The organism is Bdellovibrio sp. HCB185ZH (assembly GCF_047302455.1).
GTDB lineage: Bacteria > Bdellovibrionota > Bdellovibrionia > Bdellovibrionales > Bdellovibrionaceae > Bdellovibrio.
Map to the genome: position 1 here is coordinate 1,446,554 of NZ_CP178624.1, position 20,278 is coordinate 1,466,831.

Sequence of the window (20,278 nt, forward strand, 5' to 3'; positions counted from 1 at the left end):
TAGAAATGCTAGACATCTATATCGACGCCGACGGCTGCCCTGTAAAAGAGGAAACTTATAAAGTGGCTGATCGCTATCAGCTTAAAGTCTTCGTGGTTGCGAATAAGTATTTGAATGTTCCGCAGAATTCTCGCGTCGAGATGATTGTGGCATCCTCAGATTTTGATGCCGCTGATGACTGGATCGTCGAGCATGCGCAAAAAGGCGATATCGTGATCACCGCAGATATTTTACTGGCAGAACGTTGCGTAAAAAAACAAGTACGCGCGATTGGCAGCAAAGGCATCGAATTCACCGAAGACAGCATTGGTTCCGCGGTTGCGACCCGCGAGCTTATGCAAAATCTAAGACATATGGGTGAAGTTCGCGGAGGTCCCGCGCCGATGGATAAAAAAGACCGTTCGAAGTTTTTAAGCACGTTAGACCAAGTGATCCAACAATTAAAACGTTCTTAAGGTGCCAGGTCCTATTTACGTATGCGGTGCATACGTAAATAGGACCTGGCACCTTATTTTTTAGTTACAGTATTTTCCCCAAGTGTTCGCCGTTTTATCGCCGACACCGATATGAAGTGAAGCACTTCCGTAGTGGCCGATCGCACGCAAGCGACCCGCTTTACGCATTTTGCAAAGTTCTTTAAAGGCAACATTTGCCATTGAATTGCTAGAGAAACGAACGTCAACGGAAGTTCCATAAGGATGTCTGCCCGCTGCTCCACCTACGTTTTTATTGTAGGGTTCTGGTCTCCACCAGTTATAGATCATGCTAACGGTAATGCCTTTTGCTTCAAGATCTTTAATGATGTTCACAGCCGCGATTGGATATTGCCAAGTCCATTCATCTGGATGAACCAAGATGTGTTCTTGTTCAGAACCGTACGTACAAGAGAACTTGTTGTAGCTGCTTGGATTTGGGCGAACCAATTGGTTACACCATGCAGAGTTCCCCGTTTTTTCAGCACATTGTGCAAGGAACTGATCTTTCTTAGTCAATCCTTGCTCTACGAAACTTTCTTGTTTCGTCGTAGCTTTCACACATCCAAGTTCTTGGATGTCAGTGTTGATAGTCCCATATTCTTCGTGGATATGTTCAACGATGTCTTCGGAATCAGATTGTGCAGTTTCAGAATTTTCAGAAGTGGCTTGGGAATCGCCGTCAGAGCTTAAAGATTGCTCTGTGTATGCTGGATCACCTTCGGCTTTAGAACAAGAAACGGTAGCAAGACCAACGGTGGAGATCATTATCAGTGTTAATACGAAATTTTTAGTCATTGACCCTCACAGTGTTGCGGTTGATTTGTGCAACTACAGCAGGGTGCCTTGCGAGAATGTAATTTTGGGAAAATTATGCCGAATGACTGCTAGATCTAGAGGTTGGTTTTATAAACACAGGTAAGAATTCGGGATGAAGGTAGAGGGAAAGTCGAGAAGTCATCATTAAAAAAAAGAGCGCACCTTAGATTAGATGCGCTCTTGAAATTTTTGCTGCGCTAAGAAAACTATCTATCTATACGCTTTTGTAAATGCTCTGGATACCTCGCCCCTTGTGCTTTTAAGTGTGAGGCACCCTGTTGAATGCGTTGTATCTCGTTTTCCGAGAGTTGAATGTCTGATGCAGCGGAGTTCTCTTTCATGCGCTCGACTTTTGTTGTGCCAGGAATTGGTACGATCCAAGGCTTTTGCGCTAAGATCCATGCAAGAGCAATTTGCCCTGTTGTTGCATTCTTTTCTTTAGCGATTGACGTTAGCAAATCCACAAATGCCTGATTGGCTTTTAGATTCTCTTCGCTAAAGCGAGGGACAACGTTTCTGAAATCCCCCTCACCGAATTTAGTATCGGCATTGATTTTTCCTGTCAGGAATCCCTTACCGAGGGGACTGAACGGAACAAAACCAATTCCGAGCTCTTCAAGGGTTGGAATAATTTGCTCTTCCGGTTCTCTCCACCATAATGAATATTCACTTTGTAAAGCTGTGATGGGTTGGACTGCGTGTGCTTTACGAATGTTTGCGACACCGGCTTCTGACAATCCAAAGTGTTTTACTTTACCTTCTTTGATTAAGTCTTTAACCGTGCCCGCGACTTCTTCGATAGGAACGCTGGGATCAATTCTGTGTTGATAAAATAAATCGATATAATCCGTTTTTAAGCGTTTTAATGAAGCTTCACAGACTTCCCGAATGTGTTCAGGTCGGCTATCAAGTTCCGTCCATGCCCCGGTTTTAAATCCGAACTTGGTTGCGATCACCACTTTGTCACGAATAGGCTTTAACGCCTCACCGACTACTTCTTCATTTGTATAGGGCCCATAGACCTCTGCGGTATCAAAGAAGGTCACACCTTGCTCTGCCGTTGCTTGTACAACTTTTACGGCGTCGCTATGGCTTAGTTTATTTGCATAGCCAAAACTTAATCCCATGCAGCCAAAACCGATGGCAGAAACTTCTAAACCGCTGTTACCCAATTTTCGTTTTTTCATTTAATGCTCCTTTTTTAAATCTTTCCCATGTCTAGAACAAAGCGATAGCGCACATCACTTTTCAGAACGCGCTCATAGGCCTCATTCACCTGAGATGGATTTATGACTTCAATCTCTGGCGTGATGTTGTGCTTCGCACAGAAATTCAGCATCTCTTGCGTTTCTTTGATTCCACCTATCGCCGAACCAGCATAAGATCTGCGCATCATGATCAATGGGAAAACATTGATAGATAGTGGTTTTTCCGGCGCTCCGACAGAGACCATGGTTCCATCTAATTTCAATAAATTAAAATAGCTAGTCATATCGATATCCGCAGAGGAGACCGTGTTGATGATCAAGTCAAACTTCGAGGCATTTTGCTGAAAGACGTCCTGTGTTTTCGCAACCAAGAAATGGTGAGCGCCAAGCTTCATTGCATCTTCACGCTTATTCTCAGAATGACTAAGAACTGTAACTTCCGCACCCATTGCACGAGCAATTTTCACGCCCATGTGACCTAAACCACCAAGCCCCATGATTGCTATCTTTTTACCAGGGCCTGCGTTCCAGTGGTTCAGTGGAGAATAAAGAGTGATGCCTGCACACAGTAATGGAGCTGCTTTATCAAGAGGCAGGGCTTTTGGAATTTGCAAAACGAAATCATCTTTAACTACGATCACATTCGAATATCCACCTTGAGTGACCGCGGAGCCATCACGCTCCATCGCACCGTAGGTTCCCGTTTGTCCTTCAACGCAATATTGCTCAAGGTCTTGCTTGCAATGCGCACACTCGGCACACGAATCCACCAAACAGCCCACCCCGACATGATCGCCGATCTTGTGTTTTGTGACTTTGCTGCCTACCGCACGAACAACCCCAGCGATCTCGTGCCCCGGAACCATTGGAAACGGAGATCCCCCACCCCATTCTTCTCGGGTCATATGAATGTCAGAATGGCAAATGCCACAGTACTTGATATCGATAACAACATCATGTTCTTTTGGCTCGCGTCTTTCGAATGAATATGGAACTAACGCTTGTTTGGCGGCCATGGCGGCCATGCCTTTTGCTTGAATCATCTATTTCTCCCTGATTGATGAGATAGTCTTTGCCAAAAGAATAGCTCTGTTGTTCATTAAGAAAAATAGGGGTTTACTTCACGTGCTGTTAAGGAGCGCTTCATAATGGATAAAAACAGATTGGATGGCCTTCTGGCACTTAAGTTGGTCGCTGAGAAGCGTAACTTTACCGCTGCTGCTGCGGAACTGGATATTTCCCCTTCAGCCATTAGCCAAATGATTCGCCAACTTGAAAATCGTTTGGGCGTCACACTTTTGACTCGTACGACTCGCGCAACATCATTAACGGAAGCTGGTCAACGTTTCCTCTCGGAAGCGGGTCCTGCGTTGGAGCAAATTTTAACTGCCATGGATAGCGTGGGAAGTCTCGGAAAGAAGCCCGCAGGACTTTTGCGTTTAAATCTGCCCCGCTCACTTTATCACTCCTTTATGGAGCCAATTATTTCTAGCTTTATCAAAAAGTATCCTGAAGTAACCGTTGAGCTTTATCTGGAGGATTTTGCGACTGACATTTTTGAAAATGGATTTGATGCGGGCATCAGGCTTTCTGATATCTTAGCAAAGGATGTGGTGGCCACAAAACTTTACGGGCCGGTTCGCTTCGTCATTGCAGGTTCCCCCAAATACTTTGATAAGCACGGCCGCCCTAAGAAACCACGCGATCTTTTATCCCACAACTGCATTCTGATACGTCTGGGTGGAGGGCTGTATGATCGCTGGGAATTCCAAGAGCGCGGTAAAGATTTTCAAGTGCACGTCAAAGGCAATTTGATTTTTAGTGATTCAAACTTGATGTTGGATGCCGCAGTCGCAGGACACGGCTTAGTCTATGCTGCGGAAGAAAATATTAAAGACAAAGTGAAATCTGGAAAGCTTGAGGTTGTTCTTGCAAGCTATGCGGCGGAGAGTGAAGGATTTTATCTATACTACCCAAGTCGCTCACAAATTTTGCCTAAGCTTCGCGCGTTCATTGATCATGTGAAGGGATATATTAATAAGTAGGGCCGTACCTTAAAAAGTAAGGCCGTACGCGATGTCTTGCCAGCCGTTGAAGCCCCACGCGGTTGCGGAGATGAAAAGTTTTTTGGCGGGCAAATCAAACGACAAGAGTTGGCTGAAGTCGGCGTATGCACCAGTATTCCACAATCGCTGGTGGAATTTTGCCACTTCTTTTCCTTCAAGATTTGTGATCGTCAACACTCGGTGGCCGAAGTAATGGGTTTGGAAACCCCAGCCTTTGTTGTCTCCCATGCCGCTGATATTTAAAAATTTTGCGACGGGTTTCTTTAATTCAAAGCCTTCGAAAGACATCACAAGTTTCAACCCAGCTTCAGGAATCTCACAGCTTCCAACAAAGCCGACACACTTCATTGCGAGCAGCATCTCCTCTCTGGTGCGAGTGGAATTATCCATGTTCTCTACGTAGTACACAGGGGACTTGAAAGGCTGATTCACGCTAAAAAACCACACGAAACCAAGTATAAAAATGCTGATGAGGATTGAGAGAATTTTAGAAATCTTCATGCTCCTTATTATAAGAAACTATTGTTTTGCGAGGCAAACTAAATGGTTCTTTATGACCCCAGAAAGAATAGGCACGCTCCTCGCAGTAAGGATTCTCGAAACGACGTTATCGTCAGAAAGACACCACTTACAAAGGAAGATGATATGAAAAGAATGATTCTCTCTGTGATTGCACTTTGCGCACTGGCTCATACAGCACAGGCTTATGATTTTGACTATGCTGACAGCGAAGAGATTGCTGCTCCTCGCCGCCCAGGATTTGATGATCGTCGTGGTGATGACCGCCGCGGTGATGATCGCGATGACCGCCGCGGTGGCGGTCGTGATGATCGCGGGCCTCGTCCAGGCCCAGGATATCCTCCACACAACCCGCCTCGTCCACCAAGCCAACCACGCATTGAATATGTGACTTGTGAATCTCAAGGCAACCGTTACAACACCTGCTATGTTGATCCTTATGGTATCCGCAATTTCTATTTGGCAAAACAACGTTCTAACACTCGCTGTGAGCAGAACAGAAATTTTGGTCTGACTGGAAACTATATCTGGGTCGACAAAGGTTGCCGCGCGGTTTTTGCAATCGAGCGCTACTAATTAACTCGAGATCGCACACGTGAAATAAAAAAACCGGAAGCTTATCAGGCTTCCGGTTTTTAATTTAAGAATCAATTAAAAAACTACTTCTCAACCACACCGCGCACATAGTGCACCACAATTGAGTAGTTCCCCACTTGCGATAGCAACGAAGAATTCAAGGTCACCGTGTTGCCACTCACTGTGAAATCTCGGTCGGCAACAAGTTTTGAACCATTCAGTTCGACATAATCGATACCCAAGAATGAATCATCCGCCACCACGTAAGTGTTTTTAGCAAAATCCACCACACGAGATGTCAGAGTACTGAATGCAGAACTCCAGTCGGAGTTACAGATATTAAAATGCGCACCACCTGAGCTTTTAATCAAAGATTGATAATTTACACTTGGACGAGCCAAGCATGGACTGCTGGTTTTATCGTAAGCGATGAAACCAAAGCTTTTAACCGCTGTCGCACTTCCGAAGGCTTTCGTCATGCGCGCCTGGAAAGTGGATGGCGTGATGTAATCCACGTTTTCAGTCAAAGATGAAACTTTGATATTGTCATAGCTTTTCGGATCAGAAACCGAGTCATACTGGATGCTGGTATTCGCAGACACGTTAGAAGAGTCGTCATCCGATACAAAGACGAAAACTTTCTGCGAACCACTTCTAAAGAACGAGTTTAAAGAACCATAAACTCCCGCATAGCGGCTGTTACCTTTTAAAGTCGAACATAGCACATCGCTTTTATCCGAAGAAGATGGGCACGTTGAAAGTGCCGCCACCAGCATCGGGTTATAACTGTGCACCATGAAATGAACTTGCTTACCATTAGAGGTATAGTCAGCTAATGCGATTTGCGTGTTAATGCTGGATGTTTCAGAACGAGAAATCAAAGCCACACGGATATCGATTTTGCTATCGAGATTTTCGACGAAGGCTTTGAAATTCGCTTTCACGCGATTGACGTTTTGAACCATAGATACGGAGTTATCGATCACCCACACCATATCAATAGATTTGGCCGTTGATGATGACGCAAAGCTTTGGCTTTTAGATTCCGTTCCTGTGACTCCAGTGCCGGAGTTGCTGACATTCTGAGCAAAGTTGTAACTTTGTTCAGCGCAATTCTGAAAAGCTACTATTGTCAGTAGTGCTGAAACTATAAGTACTAATTTTCTCACATGGCCCCCCACGTACTTGATGATTAAAGCAAGATGCGTTCCCGACAGATCGATTCAATTCACTATCGGCAGGGATCAGGTGTAGTTTAATTTTTGTGAGAATGATTTTTTAATCAGAAAAAGCACCCGATTCCGGGTACTTGACGAGGAATTGATAACTTTTGAGCATGTACCGGATATGAACATGCTCCAAAACTGACTCCAACTTAGTATTTGAAAATGTTCTGTAAGCGTCCTTGAAACGCAGGAACTTGGAAAAATCCGCAGTGGCCACCGAATGGCAGAACAAATCCTCGCTCTCCAAATTGGGCCTTCATCCAAGCGATGTCTTGAGGTTTAGAAACCAGGTCATCGGCACTGTCGATGAAATAAAGGTTCTGGTTTTCGCGTATATAATCCGCGAACTGATAAATGCTGGCATCATGATTCAATTGCTCGACCGAATAATTCGCACCTTGAGTGCGTTTCAAATTGGGAAGAAGGAACTGATTCATATAACGCACGAATGGCACCGCACGAGCCTCGGCATTGCGCGCATTGCGCTTGTATTTGCTGACGGGGCTTTTCAAAATACCCAGATCGTGAACTTGCTGGGAAGCGAAGACCAAATCCCCTAGGCTGTCACGGAACTCTTTACCGATCAGGTAGGCCATTTCCACATCGGTGAAGGCTTCCTGCTTAAACACCTGATCAATTTGGCGAGGGTTTTTAAGATCAATTTTATTTCCAGTCACCAAGTCCGTGACTCGTTGAACTTTAAAGGAAATGTTTTGTTTTTCGGTTTTCGATAACTTTTGTTCAAGCTCTGCCAAGCGATCCAATTTTTGAATCGCAAATAGCAAATCCGCCGGAGGGTTGATGGTTAGGACTTTGGCGAACTTAAAAGCACCTGCCTGGTCGTCATGCTTTTTCATGAACAGAGCCTGCAAACCACCGATGGAATAGCCAATCAAGTTAAAGCTGCGTGGTTTGATCCCGTGATCATTTTTAAGTGCTTTCGTTGTTTTCAAAAGAGCCGCATACAGATCTGCAGAATCGCGAGGAGTAAAACCTGGTAAACCACTTTTGCTGCCAGCAACAGTGAACTTCCAGGAAAAAGGATTGTCTACGGTCACCACGTGGTAGCCGTTTTTAAACATTTGCTCTGCTAAAACCAAAGCGGCTGCGGATTCGGCTGTACCACCCGTCCCAGGAATGATGAAAACAATCGGTGCTGTGCTATCTGCACGCAGACGATAGTTGTAGTGAAAATCAGAAACTCTTTCCATCAAAGGAACGCTTTTGCGAGCCGGTAAAACCGTCACGGAACTGCGGATGATGGATTTATTGCTTTCAGGAAGAATAAGAGTGGAAGTGATCGTCGCAGCAAAGGGATTTTTCAAAAAATCAGGAATTTCAGCGGCGAAAACATTCAGAGCAAAAACAGAAACCAAAACGAAGGACAAGAACGACATATCAAAAACTTTCTTAACGGCGCCTAGGGCCGGCGCACTATTTAAGAAAGTTTATGGAAATAGGCAAGGAGTTACTAATTAGGGCCCCTTAAGCACAGACCACTGAGTCCTTAAGGCAACAGTGCTTGATGGAACTCTTTATAGGATAAATCAGGCTTTTTATCGACGTTCACCCGATCAAATTCGCGGTCTAGACGACTAAAAAGCTCATCCAGAGTAATAATCCCGTCTTTATTGGTATCAGCCCCCTCACAAAACTTAGGAGCAAGAATCCCCGGACAAAGCTTTTTAGCAGGCACTCGCCCCGTATCCCCAGCGTCAATTTGACTGTAACGACCTTGGAAATACATTTTAAACTCGTTACGAGAGATGGATTTGGAATTATCCAAGTCGGCAGTATTGATGGAGTTGATAATGTAACGTGAACTTGGTGGTTTTGAACTGCAACCCACCATCAAAGCGAGAACTGCGAAAATAGCTAAATTGAACTTCACTGAAGGATTCCCCCGGGTGCATTTATTCTCCCTGAGTTTTTAATGGAGTCAAAGCCTGCTTCACGCTCGACGCCCTTGCTGAGGCTAAGAGCCAGTGTTACCCTTCAAACAATGATCAATTTAGGAAAAAAGTTCGCGTTTAAGCTTCTAACAGGTGTTCTGATATTCACAGCCGGAGTTCTGACGGCCTGGGCTTTTTGGTTAGAGCCTAGATCATTGACGGTGCAAAACTATGCGCTGCAATTTTCTCATGAAAAATCTCTGCCAGCTTTGCGCATCGGTGTGGTCTCAGATATTCACTTAGGTAGGTATTTTGGGGATGAAGCTCGTTTAGAACGCATCGTCGATATGCTCTTAAAAGAAGAGCCCGACATGATCGTGTTTTTGGGAGATTTTGTAGCGCAAAGAAATGCCGAGGCATTTTTAAAAGCTGCTCATCAGCTGAAAAAGTTAAAAGCACCTTTGGGTGTGTTCAGTGTGCTCGGAAATCATGATTGGTGGGCCAACAAAGAGCAGGTCTCAGAAGCATTGAAAACAAATGGCGTGCGTTTAATTGATAACCAGGTTGTTGAACTTCAGTGGAAAGATCATCCATTTCATCTGGGGGGCTTCGGGGATTTTTGGGAAGACACGCAGCTGAGTGATTTTTTGGCGAGCTATAAAAAATCTGACTTACCGACCATTGGACTGACTCACAATCCTGATGTTTTTCCTGACACGAAAAAAGATATTTCCCTGATGCTTGCCGGACACACTCATGGGGGGCAGGTGAATTTTCCCATCGTGGGTGCGCCCATTACGCCTTCTCGCTTTGGCGATCGCTATCGGTACGGATTGATCAGTGAAAAAGAACATCACATTCTTGTGACGAGTGGCACAGGAAATAGCATATTACCTGTGCGTTTTAGAGTGCCACCTGAAATTGTGATGGTGGAATTAAATTTCAAAGCTCACTGACCGGGTTGTAAGTGGACATTCGATTTCGTTTTGAGAAAACTGAAAAAATGAAATTCCGCATTTTCATCATAGCGAGCCTTTTCCCGCTCTTTGCCCCTGGGCAAACCAAAGATCCCCAAGTCATCACATGGATGAGATGGGACGATCCGCCCATTTTCATTCTGCAGGGGCCATATCAGGGACAGGGTCTTTTGGATATCACAGAAAAAATCATCACGAAAAAGCTCCCTCAGTATTCCCACGATTCCTTAGTCAGTACGGTTCAGCGCGTTTTGGTTGAAGCCGAAAAAGGAACCCATGCTTGCAACGCCGGTTGGTTGGACACTCCCGAATGGCATAAATTATTTTATTTTTCCAAACCGGTTTTCGTTATTCCCTCCAATGGTATTTTACTAAAGAAAAGTAAGCTTGAAGAAATTCAGTCTTTGGAGCCCTACTCTTTGCAAAAATTCCTGAATAAAAAACAAATTTGGAAATTGGGTGTCGGCCGTTTATACGGTGTCGGCATCGACGAAGTCTTGGTAAAAAATCAGTATCAGAAAAATCCAAAGATCATCACCATCAGCACCAGTTTGAAAGTGCATCAGATGTTACAAAGTGATCGCATTCAATACACCCTGGGATATCCGTTTGAAGCTGTTTATTATAACGAATATTTGAATGCTAAAGATCGCGTCGTTCACCTGCCCCTTACCGATAACAAACCCATCGTCGATGTGGTTGTGGCATGCCCGCGCAATGAATGGGGGAAGTCCGTGATCGATCAAGTTAATAAAGTTCTGAAAAACAATCCCGAAATTCTGGATGAGATCCGTAAAGGCGTGGATCGTTGGCTAACAAGCGAAGATCAAAAGCGCTTAGAAAAACCGCGAAAAGAAATGCGCGAAAACTACTAGGATCGAGTGACGTCGTGACGGACTGCAGAACTGCGTCCGTTCTGCACCGAGCAACATCCCTTAAGTTGACCAACTCCCTTGGGTTTATTACTTCAAGGCAATGAAAATTATTTGCCGAGCAATTTTGCGTACGTTCTTAATCACTGTTCCTGTGATTTTTTCGTCCGCATGGACATTGGCATGCGCACAAACGAAGCCGGTTGCGGCCCTTCATCTGATGACCTATCAGTCCTGGGGCTTCACGGTGGATTCTTCGGCGCAAGGCGAACGCGTTCGCTCTATTTTAAATTCTGCAAAAGAACTGGGATTTAAATCCGTCATTTTGAATTTTCGCGCGCACATGATCACCGGCGTGAGTTCAGATATTCGCCCTGTCGTTCCCGCCAAAGAACAGGCGATGGAAGAAAAACTGGTTTTACAAACCGTCGATTATGCAAAGTCCTTAGGCTTAAGCGTTTCGTTTCGCCCGATTCTTTTGGTGGTCGGTCCTAAGGGCGAGTTCCCTTATGTTGAAAAGAAGAATATTTATTGGTGGCACGGGAATATCCAACCGAAAAATCCCGATGCTTGGTTTGCAAGTTATTATAAATATCACGAACGCTATTTGAAACTGGCGGCAAAAGCTGGCGCCGAAATGTATTCAATCGGTGCTGAAATGAATTCGATGACCTCGGGCCTGGGTGATCGTGAGCCCGCTTGGCGCTTGGGTTACCCAGCAAAATGGGTCGATATGATTCGCAAAGCGCGTGAAATCCTGGGACCAAAAACCAAAATCACTTATGGCATCAACTACACAGACCAGTATGTTCAAGTGGGCGGTCAAAAAATCGTCGGCGGAGAAATAGAACAGTGGAAATTCTATTTAACTGAAAACTTTGAAAAACCCCTCAATCAAAAACACCAAAAAGATCTACAGGCGTTGTGGAGATCCTTGGATGTGATCGGTTTTGATTACTACCGGGCTTTAGCAAGCTCCCACGAAAAATTCTCGAATGACTATTCAATGTTGCTTCGTCAATTGGAAGCTCGTCCTCAATCTCATGCCTCACAGTTAGATACAGTGTTAACTGAAATCGCCCTGACCTTAGGGGAAGAAAAGCCCGGCTATATGCAAGAGGTAGGTTATGCAAGTGTTGAAAATTGTTTTTTGGAACCTGCGGCTTATGAAAGCAGCAAAGGAAAGTTAAATCTTGCCCATCAGGCCGCAGCCTGGGAGTCCTTTCTTAAAGCGTTCTGGGAACCGCAATGGCCTTGGATGAGTGGCTTTGGGATGTGGCAGGTTTTAGTCGATCAAGACACGAATGAAAATGACAAGGGCTTTACTCCCCTGCATAAGAAATCCATGCACGATGTTTTGAAAAAGTATCTGAACTAGGTTTTTTCTTTTAGAAATCCAAAAGTCTTATCGACCATGAAATCCGGCTCCATCACCGCGCCACATTTAGCGCAGATGACCTCTGGCAAATTCACTTCGTGAGGCAGCTGATTCTGCGCATATTTATAATGCACGCCATTTTCCAGTTTCAAAATCTGCTCGTGGCCGCAAGCATCACATAAAAATGGCGCAAAGAAAGAAGTGATAACCGAGTTTTTTGGAACGAAACCATGAACGATATTCACCTGATTCACGATCACATAAGGACACTCTTCCAACGTTAATTTGGCACCTGTAGCCATGCGCAGAGTCCAGGAAATCCAGTTCTTCACGCCGATGGAGTTGATGAAAGTCACCTTCGCCATGTTCAATTTAATATCTTTGAAATTTTGAATTTTTATATCAAAGATCTCAGTTTTCTCGCTGATAGGTCCTTCGAGAAAGACTTCAATTGCATCACCGTTGGCTTTTTGAATCATGAAATCATTTTGAGAGAATTAGCGAGTTCAGGCAAGGTCTTTGACTGTTAGCAATACCTTTTTGGAGTCAATTATGGAGCTACTCCCGAAGACTCAGTCCCTCGATTGCTAAAAGAGCCTTTTTAACTTCTATCCCGCCTGCGTAACCCGCAAGTTTTCCGCTGGCTGCAATCACGCGGTGGCAAGGTACGATGATGCTGACAGGGTTTCGGCCATTAGCAGTACCCACCGCACGACAAGCATTCGCATCTTTAAGTGCCATAGCGATTTCTTTGTAAGACTTGGTTTCGCCATAGGGAATTTTTGCGAGTTCATTCCATACGCGCTTTTGAAACTCCGTGCCTTCGACATCTAAAGGAATCGAAAAAGACTTTCGATTTCCTGAAAGATATTCCGTGATTTCCTGTTCGACCTTTAAAAGCAAGGCTTCGATTTTCTCGCTTCCAGGATTGAAGGGCACATTTTGCTTTTTCCATAGCAATCCCCGAAGGCCCTTTTCTGATACGATCAAAAACATCGGGCCGATTTGGGTTTCAAGTTTTTTCTGAACCAACGTCATGGGGATTTCCTTTTCTTTTTCTTACTGAGGTTTTCGGAGTATGTCCTCCAAAAAAGTGCTGCGACATAACCACGCCAAGGACTCATTTTTTCCAGGACCTCTTTGGGGTGATGCTCCAGAGCCCGGTTTAAAATCAGATCACTTGCTGGGAAGGTGTCAGTACTGCGTAAAGCTTTAAGAGTAATATAGTGCGCGGTCCAGGGGCCAATTCCCCGGATGGCTAAAAGCGATTTTTGGAATTGCTCCACATCTTGAGCCGAATCCAGCGAAATCCGCCCCTCCACCACTGCTTTAGAAAACTCCTTAAGAGTCTGCTTGCGATTACCGGTAGTTTTTAAAGCCGTCAAATCTGCATCCAGAATTTGTTCGGGTGTGGGGAAAAGTTTAATCGACTTTCCGTCTCGCTTAAGCCCCGAATCACTCCCCGCAATTTCAATCAGATCATGAACCAAAGCGCGGCCGAATTCGATACTGACCAATTGCCCTAGGATCGCACCCATAGAAATTTCAAATGGGTCCCATCCTGAAAACAAGCGAATGCCCGGATAGACTTTCAGCATCTTTTTGATGTCTTTATCCCGCTCTAATGCATTAGCTATCATCACCGGATCTGAATCCAGATCAAACATGCTGCGCACACGATGAAGAATCATGTGAATAGCACTGGTATCTGGAAAATCGATTTCAACCAAGAGCGATGATTTTTCGTGATTATTACTGATACTGATCTGCCCGACTTGCTTCCCAAAAGAAACCACGCGGGTCATTTTGTCGCCCTCAAACCATTCCAGATTTCCGATGCGGTGATTGCGATAGGTATTTATCAATCCCTCAAAATCAAAGGGCGGACGATACGGTAAAGAAATTTGCAAACCCTTCTTTTCTGAAGTGCTATTGCGGCGGATATCGCGAGGTGCTTTTTTGAAACGCTCCTTAAAGGCATCATTAAAGCGACGAATCGAATTAAATCCCGCGGCAAAGGCCACCTCGGCGAGGGGCAAGCTGGTTTCGACAATTAATTTTCTGGAAAGGTTCAGACGGTTTTCAAAGGCCAGCTGCTTGGGTGTTTTTCCGATCTCTTCAATAAAAAGACGGCGAAGATGACGAGCCGAGACCCCGAATTTATCGGCAAAGGAGTCTTCGTTAAAATCGATGGTCTGGGAAGAATTTAAAACCTTCAGTGCTCTTTGCACAGTGGCAGATTTTCCAATCCAGGCTGATGATTGAGGAGCGCTTTCGGGACGACAGCGCAGACATGGACGATAACCCGCGGCTTCGGCGAGATGTGAGTTTGCAAAAAACTCGGTGTTTTCACGCTTGGGTTTCGCTGGGCAAATAGGACGGCAATAAATCCCTGTGGTCTTCACTCCCACAAAGAACTTCCCATCAAATCGCGGGTCGCGAGTTCTCATTGCTTCGAAATAGATATCGTCCTGTTTCATACAGGCTACCATAGCACAGGTAAATATGAATAAGTGGCCGTTTTCGGACATTATCGAAAATATGATTGATTGCACAGCCCGTAAAGCATTCTAGCAAATTGAAACATTGAAGCATCAAATGGAAATCACGGAGGTATTTATGCCAAGAGGTTCAAAAGAAAGCTATTCACCAAAACAAAAAAGAATGGCTGAGCATATCGAAGAAAGTGAAAAGAAACAGGGACGTTCTGCGAAATCCGCGGCACGTATTGGCTGGGCCACAGTGAATAAAAAAACTGGCGGAGCAAAGGGTAAAAAATCGAGCTCGACTGCTAAGAAATCTGCATCCAAACGCACCAAGCACTAAAGTCCTGAAGGTGCGGTGTCCCCGCACCTTTACAATTTTAAACCTTTAACGGCTGCCGTATTCACCTTCATCAAATCCTTCATCTGTTTCAGGGCGAAATCGTTTTCTTTTTTAGTATTGGATGCGATACAGTCCCGGGGGACGGCGATTTTAAAATCATTCATATAAGCATCATTCACCGTAAAAAGAACACAGATATTCCCAGCAACCCCCGTGACGATAAGTTTTTTGGTTCCCAGATCGTCTAATAGGGTCGGAAGATTGGTATTAAAGAAAGCGGAATGTCGCGGCTTTAGAATAAAAAAATCTTTTTCGCTGGGTTGTAAAAGCTCTGAAACTTTTCGGCCCGCAGAATCGGGTTCAGAACAAAACTGATAAACTTCCTGCCAGCTTGAGCGCCATAATTTAAAATTGTCATTAACGTAGATGACAGGAATTCCCTTTTTATAGGCACGGTGTTTTAAAGCCAAAATCTTTCGGGCCACCGGAAGAGACGAAGCAGCAAGCTTCTCCCCGCCAGGGAAATCAAAGTTATTGATCATATCAATAATCAATAGCGCAGTAGAATTTCGCTGGCGAATCTCATTCGGTTTCATCGTTTATCTGGTGAATCCGGTTTAGACATTCGACCATGCATCTTAGCTGCCAGACTTTGCGGCATAAGTTTTGCGGCAGCAGTTTGGATTTTATTCATAATTGATCCGGCGACCACCATGTCCTTACCATCCAATAAAGCCTCATAACCCATGTGTGCCACTTCGGCAGCATCATCTTTTTCAGAATGGCCGACTTTGGTTTCTTCCATACCGGCACGACGAAAAAAGTTTGTTTCGGTGGGCCCTGGTAAAAGTGCTGTCACAGTGATTCCTTTATCGATATTTTCTGCACGCAAAGCTTCGGCAAAGAATTGTACAAAGGCTTTGGTACCCGCATAGACCGCCTCATAAGGACCGGGCATAATCGCTGCGACAGATGAGGTAATAAGAATTCGGCCATGTCCTTTTTGCAACATGTCTCTAAGAATGAGTTTTGCCAGATGTACGGTGGAAATGACATTCAAATGAAGCATTTTGATTTCTTGATCCAGGGATGTTTTGTCAAAGCTCGCTCCCCCGACACCTATCCCTGCATTTAAAGCAACCGAATCGACGGGACAATTGATGGAAATAATTTTCTGATAAGCTTGTTCGACTCCGGATCTATCAGCAAGGTCTGCTTGAACCACATGGACTAAATTTCCGTGTTCTCTGAAGGCGTCAGCAGCTGTATGAATTCCGGCATCCTCGGCAATGACCACCAGGTCATAACCATTTTTGGCAAATTCGTGAGCCAGGTAATAACCGATACCACTGGAAGCGCCTGTGACGACTGCGAGTTTTTTCTGGTTTTGTGTGTTTTCCATGGTGTTAATCCTCCTCTAAGACGTTTCTATTTTGCGAAATTAACAAGTGCCTTAGGAATTTTTTTGCAAGAACCAGACAAAGCACAAATTTCGCTACAAACTCTGGTCGAATTTATGACTCACTTGAAAGATTCTTCTCTTTTTCCGGTCTTTTCATTTTTTAAAACAAGCGGAGGATAGAAAATAACCAAGGAGGCTATTATGGCTAACCAAAACCAAAATCAAAACAGCGGTCGTTCCCAACAAAATCAGCAGCAGTCCGGCCAGACTCAGAATAATTGGGAAAAAGGTCAACAGGGTGGTCAACAAGGTGAAAGCTCACGTACAAGCCAACAATCCACCAACACTTCTAAAAATTCACAACAACGCTAAAGTATAGTTTATTGACTCACTGGCCCTGATTTTTGTCAGGGCCAGTCACTTGTAATGCATTACAATCTTTAGTTCCCTGCCGATTTTCAGCATAATTGAAAATCCAGGGGGATGGATGACGCTGAAAAAGCAAATGTGGCTTTTAGTTTTGGGATTTACGGTAATTTTGTTATCTGTCGGAATTTTATCTTTCGTAAATTCGTCCACTCTTATGAAAAATTTCGATAATGTTGCAGAGACTCAACTGCCCGCTGTGCGCAACATGACCTTGGCAGACATGATGCATGACGGACTTCGCGCGGTTGCCCGTGGCGCTTTGCTTTCTGCGAAAACCGGCGACAAGGCCGGACTTGATGAGTCCCAAAACGAAGTCAAAGAGATGGCGGGTAATTTTAAATCATATATTGATAAGCTAAGATCCCTGGAACTGCAGAGTGAAACCAAGGCTGCACTTTCCAACGTATTACCCGCAATGAATTCCTATATTGAAAAAGCGGAAACCATCGTAAACCTTGCAGCGAACCAAGGCTTTGACGTTGCGATCTTAAAACTGCCTGATTTTGAAAAATCATTTAAAGTCCTGGAAGAAGAAATGGAAAAACTGGGCGACTTGATCGAAAAGGATGCCGGCGCGGTTCATAACTCCGGTACCAGTCTTCGCACGATCAATTTAACAACTGCGATCGTAGGAGCACTGCTTTGTATTCTGTTTGGAGGGGTGATCATTCACAAACTCAGTCAAAGAATCGGCGAAATCGCCCGTGGCGTCCAACAAACCGGCGGTGAGCTGGATGAATCCAGCCGTGCTTTGACGGAGACTTCAACAATGCTTGCTTCCGGTGCAACCCAGTCCGCGGCCTCACTGGAGGAAACCGCAGCTTCCCTGGAAGATATCACCAACGCTTTTAAAATCACTTCGAACTCGGCAATTTCTGCTGCTGAAGTATCCGGAAAAACTCTGCAAGCTTCTTTAAAAAGCACCGAGGCCACTCAACACTTGATTCAATCCATGCAAAGCCTGGAAGCTTCGGCAACAAAGATGGTAGATATCATCCAAGCCATTGATGATATCGCCTTTCAAACAAATTTGCTGGCATTGAATGCTTCCGTAGAAGCTGCCCGTGCTGGCGAACTGGGGAAAGGATTTGCGGTGGTGGCAGAGGCCGTGCGCAGTCTTTCACAACGAAGTGCTGGCTCCGCCCGGGACATTTCGCAAATGATTGAAAGCAACCGCCAGCAAATTATCGAAGGCGCCCGCATCGCAAAAGAAAGCGAACAATTTATGGCAGAGGTGCTGGAATCCGTTAAGAAGGTTTCCAGTATCAATGCAGAGATTTCTGAATCTTCGCACCAACAATCCTCATCGATTCAGCAAATCAGTTTGGCCTTTGGCAAAATTGATCAGACGTCTCAGGAAAATGCCAAGGTGGCGCAAGTGGTATCTGAAATGTCAGAGCGGATTTCCCAAGCCTCACACAATGTCGGTGGAATCTTGCAAACACTCTCAAGGCTTACGGGAAGCTGACTTATCATCGTTTCGCTCTTGCTGGTTGATTTTTTCAAAGCATTTGGTTGATTCAGCAAAAGCTGAATTTGCGAACGAAATGACTACAACGAATACTTTGAATACGTTCATATGTTCTTCTCGAACATAAAGCCTATCTAGCGAGAAAAGATTGTCTACTTCTTAACAAAGGCTCCGCCCATAAAGAGTTCTCACAAAAACGGGAACAAAATATTGTTATTTTCTCGATAGGGAACATAAACTTTTTTAACACCCAGCCGATAAGACAGGAGCAAAGCTCTAACTGTACGTATTTTCTAGGAGTGATGTATCAAAAAGAGACGATCTAACGACATCATTGTCGTCATAATATTGTTGTGCGCCGTGGGCTTCATCTTCTTTATGAAGGACTTTATTTCCAGAGACCGCTGTCAGGAAAGACGTGGCTGTTGGGACGAAGTTGAAAACACTTGCCGCAAAGACGAACCAAATGCGGAATACCTTTGCTCAAGGAAAAAAAATTAGCCCCGCCAATATTTTTCATTTCGGTTTCTGTTGACTGACTTTTTTACGTCAGCCTTGTGAAATTGGAATCTCTTCCCTAAGTTGAGGTTGGAGATACTATGGAACAGAAAAACAGAGACATTAAAACTGTTATGCACGAAGTGAAAAGACGCGTACTCACCGTCAAACGAGTGGAGCAGGTTACTTCGCGAATCAAACGAATTACTTTCACCGGTGACGACTTAAGTGATTTCATTTCGCTTTCACCTGACGATCATATTAAAGCATTCTTCCCTTATCCAGGCGAAACAGATCCAGTTCTGCCGGTGATGGGACCAAATGGCCTGCAACCTTCAGCAGATGGTCGTAAGCCCATTATGCGCGACTATACGCCTAAGCGGATCGACTCCGCTGCCCGTGAATTAGATATAGAATTTGTTCTGCATGGTGAAGGCCCGGGGTCGCAGTGGGCTCAGAATGCTTCTATCGGTCAGACCTTAACAATCGGTGGTCCTCGCGGTTCCCGTGTTGTGCCTTATAATTTCGACTGGTATTTAATGATTGGTGACGAGTCCGCAATTCCGTCATTTGCCCGTCGCTTGCAAGAACTTCCCAAGGATTCTTTCGCCGTGGTGGTCATAGAAACAGAAGACCCTTCGCAAAAGATCGACCTTTCTCATTCGGGAAAAGCAGAAATTCATTGGCTGTACAGGAATGGTCGTCCCGCGGGGCAGGTGGAAGAGTTAAAACTAAAAATCGCCAGCCTGCCCATTTTTGATGGAGACTATTTTGCGTGGATTGCTTTAGAAAAATCCTGTGCCATGCAGATCAAAGAGCTGCTCATCACGATTCGCGGTGCTCGCGAAGAATGGATTAAGGCCACAGGGTATTGGAGTGCGGGGCAAGAGCACTAGTGGATGTTTCCAGGGCTCCACGAAGGTGGATCGCTTGCGGGGAATGAATCATCGATAGTCATGTCGACTTCTTCTTCGCGGGTTCCTGTTGTTGCTGCTACGGTTGGTACTTCCCGTTGTGATTGAATAATTTTATTCAACACATATCCCAAGGCCACGGCACCGACGGCGGTTAAAATCAAATTTCTGGTTTGCATGGTGAACTCCTTTTGGAGGTCTCAAATAAAAGGAGCCTAGTTTACTCAGGCTCCTTTTATTTTATTCAAAAAAACCTATTCATCATCTTCCATCATTGAAGATTGGTTTCTTGAAGAAGAACGCGAACTGCCGCCGGAGCTGCTGCCGCGTGAAGAACCTGATGATGATCTACCAGAGCTTGAACGGCCCTGAGAACTTCCTTTTGTACTTGAACTTTTACGACTGTTTTTATTGGTAGCCATGTGGCACCTCCTTTTACTCTTGCCTGTGACTATAAGGGAATTTTCAGTCAGGAAAAGGACTGGTGTTTAAAATCAGCGTTCGCTTCGCGAAGTTAGAAACGCGAGTAATTCAACATCCTAAGCAAAATGATTCTCGAAAATACATTCAGAAATATGAACTGGAGTCACTGATCAAAATATATTGATGATTTCCCCTCTGTGAATATTCAGCGAACGTTCCTATATACCGATTAATTACACATGCACGTATGGGGAACACGCGAATTTAGTCTCAAAACTGGACTGTCTCAGATCGCACGATATCTGGGAA

24 protein-coding genes are annotated in these 20,278 nt (G+C 44.7%); 10 read left to right on the top strand and 14 right to left on the bottom strand.

The genetic code is table 11. The annotated features are described in order from the left end of the window. Positions 1–5: 5 nt before the first annotated feature. Positions 6–455, top strand: coding sequence for a YaiI/YqxD family protein (locus ACLSU7_RS07080; protein ID WP_413294856.1), 450 nt, complete (start codon positions 6–8; stop codon positions 453–455). A 60-nt stretch (positions 456–515) separates the two neighbouring features. Here ACLSU7_RS07080 and ACLSU7_RS07085 read toward each other — a convergent pair whose 3' ends face one another. The 3 genes from ACLSU7_RS07085 to ACLSU7_RS07095 all read right to left on the bottom strand — a co-directional run bounded on the left by ACLSU7_RS07085 (position 516) and on the right by ACLSU7_RS07095 (position 3,543). Then, positions 516–1,271, bottom strand: a complete 756-nt coding sequence (locus ACLSU7_RS07085) for a hypothetical protein (protein ID WP_413294857.1) — start codon at positions 1,269–1,271, stop codon at positions 516–518. A gap of 227 nt (positions 1,272–1,498) precedes the next feature. Then, a complete protein-coding gene (locus ACLSU7_RS07090) occupies positions 1,499–2,479 on the bottom strand; it encodes an aldo/keto reductase (RefSeq protein WP_413294858.1) in 981 nt (326 codons plus the stop codon). A 14-nt stretch (positions 2,480–2,493) separates the two neighbouring features. Continuing rightward, the gene (locus ACLSU7_RS07095; protein ID WP_413294859.1) at positions 2,494–3,543 is read right to left on the bottom strand and encodes an NAD(P)-dependent alcohol dehydrogenase; all 1,050 of its coding nucleotides are present in this window, start codon (positions 3,541–3,543) and stop codon (positions 2,494–2,496) included. A 105-nt stretch (positions 3,544–3,648) separates the two neighbouring features. Here ACLSU7_RS07095 and ACLSU7_RS07100 point away from each other — a divergent pair, with 105 nt between their 5' ends. Continuing rightward, positions 3,649–4,545 (top strand): LysR substrate-binding domain-containing protein, encoded by an 897-nt coding sequence (locus ACLSU7_RS07100; protein WP_413294860.1) that lies wholly within the window; start codon positions 3,649–3,651, stop codon positions 4,543–4,545. Between the two features lie 9 nt (positions 4,546–4,554). Here ACLSU7_RS07100 and ACLSU7_RS07105 read toward each other — a convergent pair whose 3' ends face one another. After that, complete coding sequence (locus ACLSU7_RS07105) at positions 4,555–5,067, bottom strand: hypothetical protein (protein WP_413294861.1); 513 nt, start codon at positions 5,065–5,067, stop codon at positions 4,555–4,557. Between the two features lie 144 nt (positions 5,068–5,211). Between ACLSU7_RS07105 and ACLSU7_RS07110 the strand changes: the two genes are divergently transcribed. Beyond that, positions 5,212–5,661 (top strand): DUF3011 domain-containing protein, encoded by a 450-nt coding sequence (locus tag ACLSU7_RS07110; protein WP_413294862.1) that lies wholly within the window; start codon positions 5,212–5,214, stop codon positions 5,659–5,661. 83 nt (positions 5,662–5,744) lie between these two features. On the opposite strand, the gene ACLSU7_RS07115 is transcribed toward ACLSU7_RS07110, so the two are convergent. The 3 genes from ACLSU7_RS07115 to ACLSU7_RS07125 form a co-directional block, all read right to left on the bottom strand. Next, complete coding sequence (locus ACLSU7_RS07115) at positions 5,745–6,830, bottom strand: VWA domain-containing protein (RefSeq protein ID WP_413294863.1); 1,086 nt, start codon at positions 6,828–6,830, stop codon at positions 5,745–5,747. Positions 6,831–7,036: 206 nt separating this feature from the next. Then, positions 7,037–8,284: a hypothetical protein gene (locus ACLSU7_RS07120; protein WP_413294864.1), complete on the bottom strand. Its 1,248-nt coding sequence runs from the start codon at positions 8,282–8,284 to the stop codon at positions 7,037–7,039. A gap of 110 nt (positions 8,285–8,394) precedes the next feature. Beyond that, complete coding sequence (locus ACLSU7_RS07125) at positions 8,395–8,778, bottom strand: hypothetical protein (RefSeq protein ID WP_413294865.1); 384 nt, start codon at positions 8,776–8,778, stop codon at positions 8,395–8,397. A gap of 111 nt (positions 8,779–8,889) precedes the next feature. Here ACLSU7_RS07125 and ACLSU7_RS07130 point away from each other — a divergent pair, with 111 nt between their 5' ends. The 3 genes from ACLSU7_RS07130 (at position 8,890) to ACLSU7_RS07140 (ending at position 12,006) form a co-directional block, all read left to right on the top strand. Continuing rightward, entirely contained in the window at positions 8,890–9,735 is an 846-nt protein-coding gene (locus ACLSU7_RS07130) for a metallophosphoesterase (protein WP_413294866.1), read from the top strand. Positions 9,736–9,782: 47 nt separating this feature from the next. Beyond that, positions 9,783–10,631, top strand: coding sequence for a TIGR02285 family protein (locus ACLSU7_RS07135; RefSeq protein WP_413294867.1), 849 nt, complete (start codon positions 9,783–9,785; stop codon positions 10,629–10,631). A gap of 100 nt (positions 10,632–10,731) precedes the next feature. After that, entirely contained in the window at positions 10,732–12,006 is a 1,275-nt protein-coding gene (locus ACLSU7_RS07140; protein ID WP_413294868.1) for a glycoside hydrolase family 113, read from the top strand. On the opposite strand, the gene ACLSU7_RS07145 is transcribed toward ACLSU7_RS07140, so the two are convergent. The 3 genes from ACLSU7_RS07145 to ACLSU7_RS07155 form a co-directional block, all read right to left on the bottom strand. Next, positions 12,003–12,485 carry a hypothetical protein gene (locus tag ACLSU7_RS07145; RefSeq protein ID WP_413294869.1) on the bottom strand — a complete coding sequence of 161 codons (483 nt, stop codon included), beginning with the start codon at positions 12,483–12,485 and terminating at the stop codon, positions 12,003–12,005. The genes ACLSU7_RS07140 and ACLSU7_RS07145 overlap by 4 nt on opposite strands. 79 nt (positions 12,486–12,564) lie before the next feature. Beyond that, positions 12,565–13,044 carry a methylated-DNA--[protein]-cysteine S-methyltransferase gene (locus tag ACLSU7_RS07150; RefSeq protein ID WP_413294870.1) on the bottom strand — a complete coding sequence of 160 codons (480 nt, stop codon included), beginning with the start codon at positions 13,042–13,044 and terminating at the stop codon, positions 12,565–12,567. Then, positions 13,041–14,486 (bottom strand): DNA-3-methyladenine glycosylase 2 family protein, encoded by a 1,446-nt coding sequence (locus ACLSU7_RS07155; RefSeq protein WP_413294871.1) that lies wholly within the window; start codon positions 14,484–14,486, stop codon positions 13,041–13,043. Before ACLSU7_RS07155 ends, ACLSU7_RS07150 begins: the two co-directional genes overlap by 4 nt. Positions 14,487–14,625: 139 nt before the next feature. On the opposite strand from ACLSU7_RS07155, the gene ACLSU7_RS07160 reads away from it, so the two are divergent. Continuing rightward, positions 14,626–14,832 carry a hypothetical protein gene (locus ACLSU7_RS07160; protein WP_413294872.1) on the top strand — a complete coding sequence of 69 codons (207 nt, stop codon included), beginning with the start codon at positions 14,626–14,628 and terminating at the stop codon, positions 14,830–14,832. A gap of 29 nt (positions 14,833–14,861) precedes the next feature. On the opposite strand, the gene ACLSU7_RS07165 is transcribed toward ACLSU7_RS07160, so the two are convergent. Both ACLSU7_RS07165 and ACLSU7_RS07170 read right to left on the bottom strand, forming a co-directional pair. After that, complete coding sequence (locus ACLSU7_RS07165; RefSeq protein ID WP_413294873.1) at positions 14,862–15,428, bottom strand: cysteine hydrolase family protein; 567 nt, start codon at positions 15,426–15,428, stop codon at positions 14,862–14,864. Continuing rightward, positions 15,425–16,234: an SDR family NAD(P)-dependent oxidoreductase gene (locus ACLSU7_RS07170; protein WP_413294874.1), complete on the bottom strand. Its 810-nt coding sequence runs from the start codon at positions 16,232–16,234 to the stop codon at positions 15,425–15,427. Before ACLSU7_RS07170 ends, ACLSU7_RS07165 begins: the two co-directional genes overlap by 4 nt. A gap of 201 nt (positions 16,235–16,435) precedes the next feature. On the opposite strand from ACLSU7_RS07170, the gene ACLSU7_RS07175 reads away from it, so the two are divergent. The 3 genes from ACLSU7_RS07175 to ACLSU7_RS07185 all read left to right on the top strand — a co-directional run bounded on the left by ACLSU7_RS07175 (position 16,436) and on the right by ACLSU7_RS07185 (position 19,528). After that, positions 16,436–16,606, top strand: coding sequence for a hypothetical protein (locus tag ACLSU7_RS07175; RefSeq protein WP_413294875.1), 171 nt, complete (start codon positions 16,436–16,438; stop codon positions 16,604–16,606). Between the two features lie 115 nt (positions 16,607–16,721). Beyond that, positions 16,722–18,131 (top strand): methyl-accepting chemotaxis protein, encoded by a 1,410-nt coding sequence (locus tag ACLSU7_RS07180; protein ID WP_413294876.1) that lies wholly within the window; start codon positions 16,722–16,724, stop codon positions 18,129–18,131. Positions 18,132–18,733: 602 nt separating this feature from the next. Beyond that, positions 18,734–19,528 (top strand): siderophore-interacting protein, encoded by a 795-nt coding sequence (locus tag ACLSU7_RS07185; RefSeq protein WP_413294877.1) that lies wholly within the window; start codon positions 18,734–18,736, stop codon positions 19,526–19,528. Here the strand turns inward: ACLSU7_RS07185 and ACLSU7_RS07190 are convergent. Then, on the bottom strand, positions 19,525–19,725 hold the full coding sequence (locus ACLSU7_RS07190) for a hypothetical protein (protein ID WP_413294878.1): 201 nt from the start codon (positions 19,723–19,725) through the stop codon (positions 19,525–19,527). The two genes, ACLSU7_RS07185 and ACLSU7_RS07190, sit on opposite strands and share 4 nt — an antisense overlap. Positions 19,726–19,800: 75 nt before the next feature. After that, positions 19,801–19,968, bottom strand: coding sequence for a hypothetical protein (locus ACLSU7_RS07195; RefSeq protein ID WP_413294879.1), 168 nt, complete (start codon positions 19,966–19,968; stop codon positions 19,801–19,803). Positions 19,969–20,278 lie beyond the last annotated feature (310 nt).

Bases quoted from the DNA above. Each gene is read 5' to 3' on its own strand.
- ACLSU7_RS07080 (WP_413294856.1), top strand. From the start codon at position 6: ATGCTAGACATCTATATCGACGCCGACGGCTGCCCTGTAAAAGAGGAA.
- ACLSU7_RS07085 (WP_413294857.1), bottom strand. From the start codon at position 1,271: ATGACTAAAAATTTCGTATTAACACTGATAATGATCTCCACCGTTGGT.
- ACLSU7_RS07090 (WP_413294858.1), bottom strand. From the start codon at position 2,479: ATGAAAAAACGAAAATTGGGTAACAGCGGTTTAGAAGTTTCTGCCATC.
- ACLSU7_RS07095 (WP_413294859.1), bottom strand. From the start codon at position 3,543: ATGATTCAAGCAAAAGGCATGGCCGCCATGGCCGCCAAACAAGCGTTA.
- ACLSU7_RS07100 (WP_413294860.1), top strand. From the start codon at position 3,649: ATGGATAAAAACAGATTGGATGGCCTTCTGGCACTTAAGTTGGTCGCT.
- ACLSU7_RS07105 (WP_413294861.1), bottom strand. From the start codon at position 5,067: ATGAAGATTTCTAAAATTCTCTCAATCCTCATCAGCATTTTTATACTT.
- ACLSU7_RS07110 (WP_413294862.1), top strand. From the start codon at position 5,212: ATGAAAAGAATGATTCTCTCTGTGATTGCACTTTGCGCACTGGCTCAT.
- ACLSU7_RS07120 (WP_413294864.1), bottom strand. From the start codon at position 8,284: ATGTCGTTCTTGTCCTTCGTTTTGGTTTCTGTTTTTGCTCTGAATGTT.
- ACLSU7_RS07130 (WP_413294866.1), top strand. From the start codon at position 8,890: ATGATCAATTTAGGAAAAAAGTTCGCGTTTAAGCTTCTAACAGGTGTT.
- ACLSU7_RS07135 (WP_413294867.1), top strand. From the start codon at position 9,783: ATGAAATTCCGCATTTTCATCATAGCGAGCCTTTTCCCGCTCTTTGCC.
- ACLSU7_RS07140 (WP_413294868.1), top strand. From the start codon at position 10,732: ATGAAAATTATTTGCCGAGCAATTTTGCGTACGTTCTTAATCACTGTT.
- ACLSU7_RS07145 (WP_413294869.1), bottom strand. From the start codon at position 12,485: ATGATTCAAAAAGCCAACGGTGATGCAATTGAAGTCTTTCTCGAAGGA.
- ACLSU7_RS07150 (WP_413294870.1), bottom strand. From the start codon at position 13,044: ATGACGTTGGTTCAGAAAAAACTTGAAACCCAAATCGGCCCGATGTTT.
- ACLSU7_RS07155 (WP_413294871.1), bottom strand. From the start codon at position 14,486: ATGAAACAGGACGATATCTATTTCGAAGCAATGAGAACTCGCGACCCG.
- ACLSU7_RS07160 (WP_413294872.1), top strand. From the start codon at position 14,626: ATGCCAAGAGGTTCAAAAGAAAGCTATTCACCAAAACAAAAAAGAATG.
- ACLSU7_RS07165 (WP_413294873.1), bottom strand. From the start codon at position 15,428: ATGAAACCGAATGAGATTCGCCAGCGAAATTCTACTGCGCTATTGATT.
- ACLSU7_RS07170 (WP_413294874.1), bottom strand. From the start codon at position 16,234: ATGGAAAACACACAAAACCAGAAAAAACTCGCAGTCGTCACAGGCGCT.
- ACLSU7_RS07175 (WP_413294875.1), top strand. From the start codon at position 16,436: ATGGCTAACCAAAACCAAAATCAAAACAGCGGTCGTTCCCAACAAAAT.
- ACLSU7_RS07180 (WP_413294876.1), top strand. From the start codon at position 16,722: ATGACGCTGAAAAAGCAAATGTGGCTTTTAGTTTTGGGATTTACGGTA.
- ACLSU7_RS07185 (WP_413294877.1), top strand. From the start codon at position 18,734: ATGGAACAGAAAAACAGAGACATTAAAACTGTTATGCACGAAGTGAAA.
- ACLSU7_RS07190 (WP_413294878.1), bottom strand. From the start codon at position 19,725: ATGCAAACCAGAAATTTGATTTTAACCGCCGTCGGTGCCGTGGCCTTG.
- ACLSU7_RS07195 (WP_413294879.1), bottom strand. From the start codon at position 19,968: ATGGCTACCAATAAAAACAGTCGTAAAAGTTCAAGTACAAAAGGAAGT.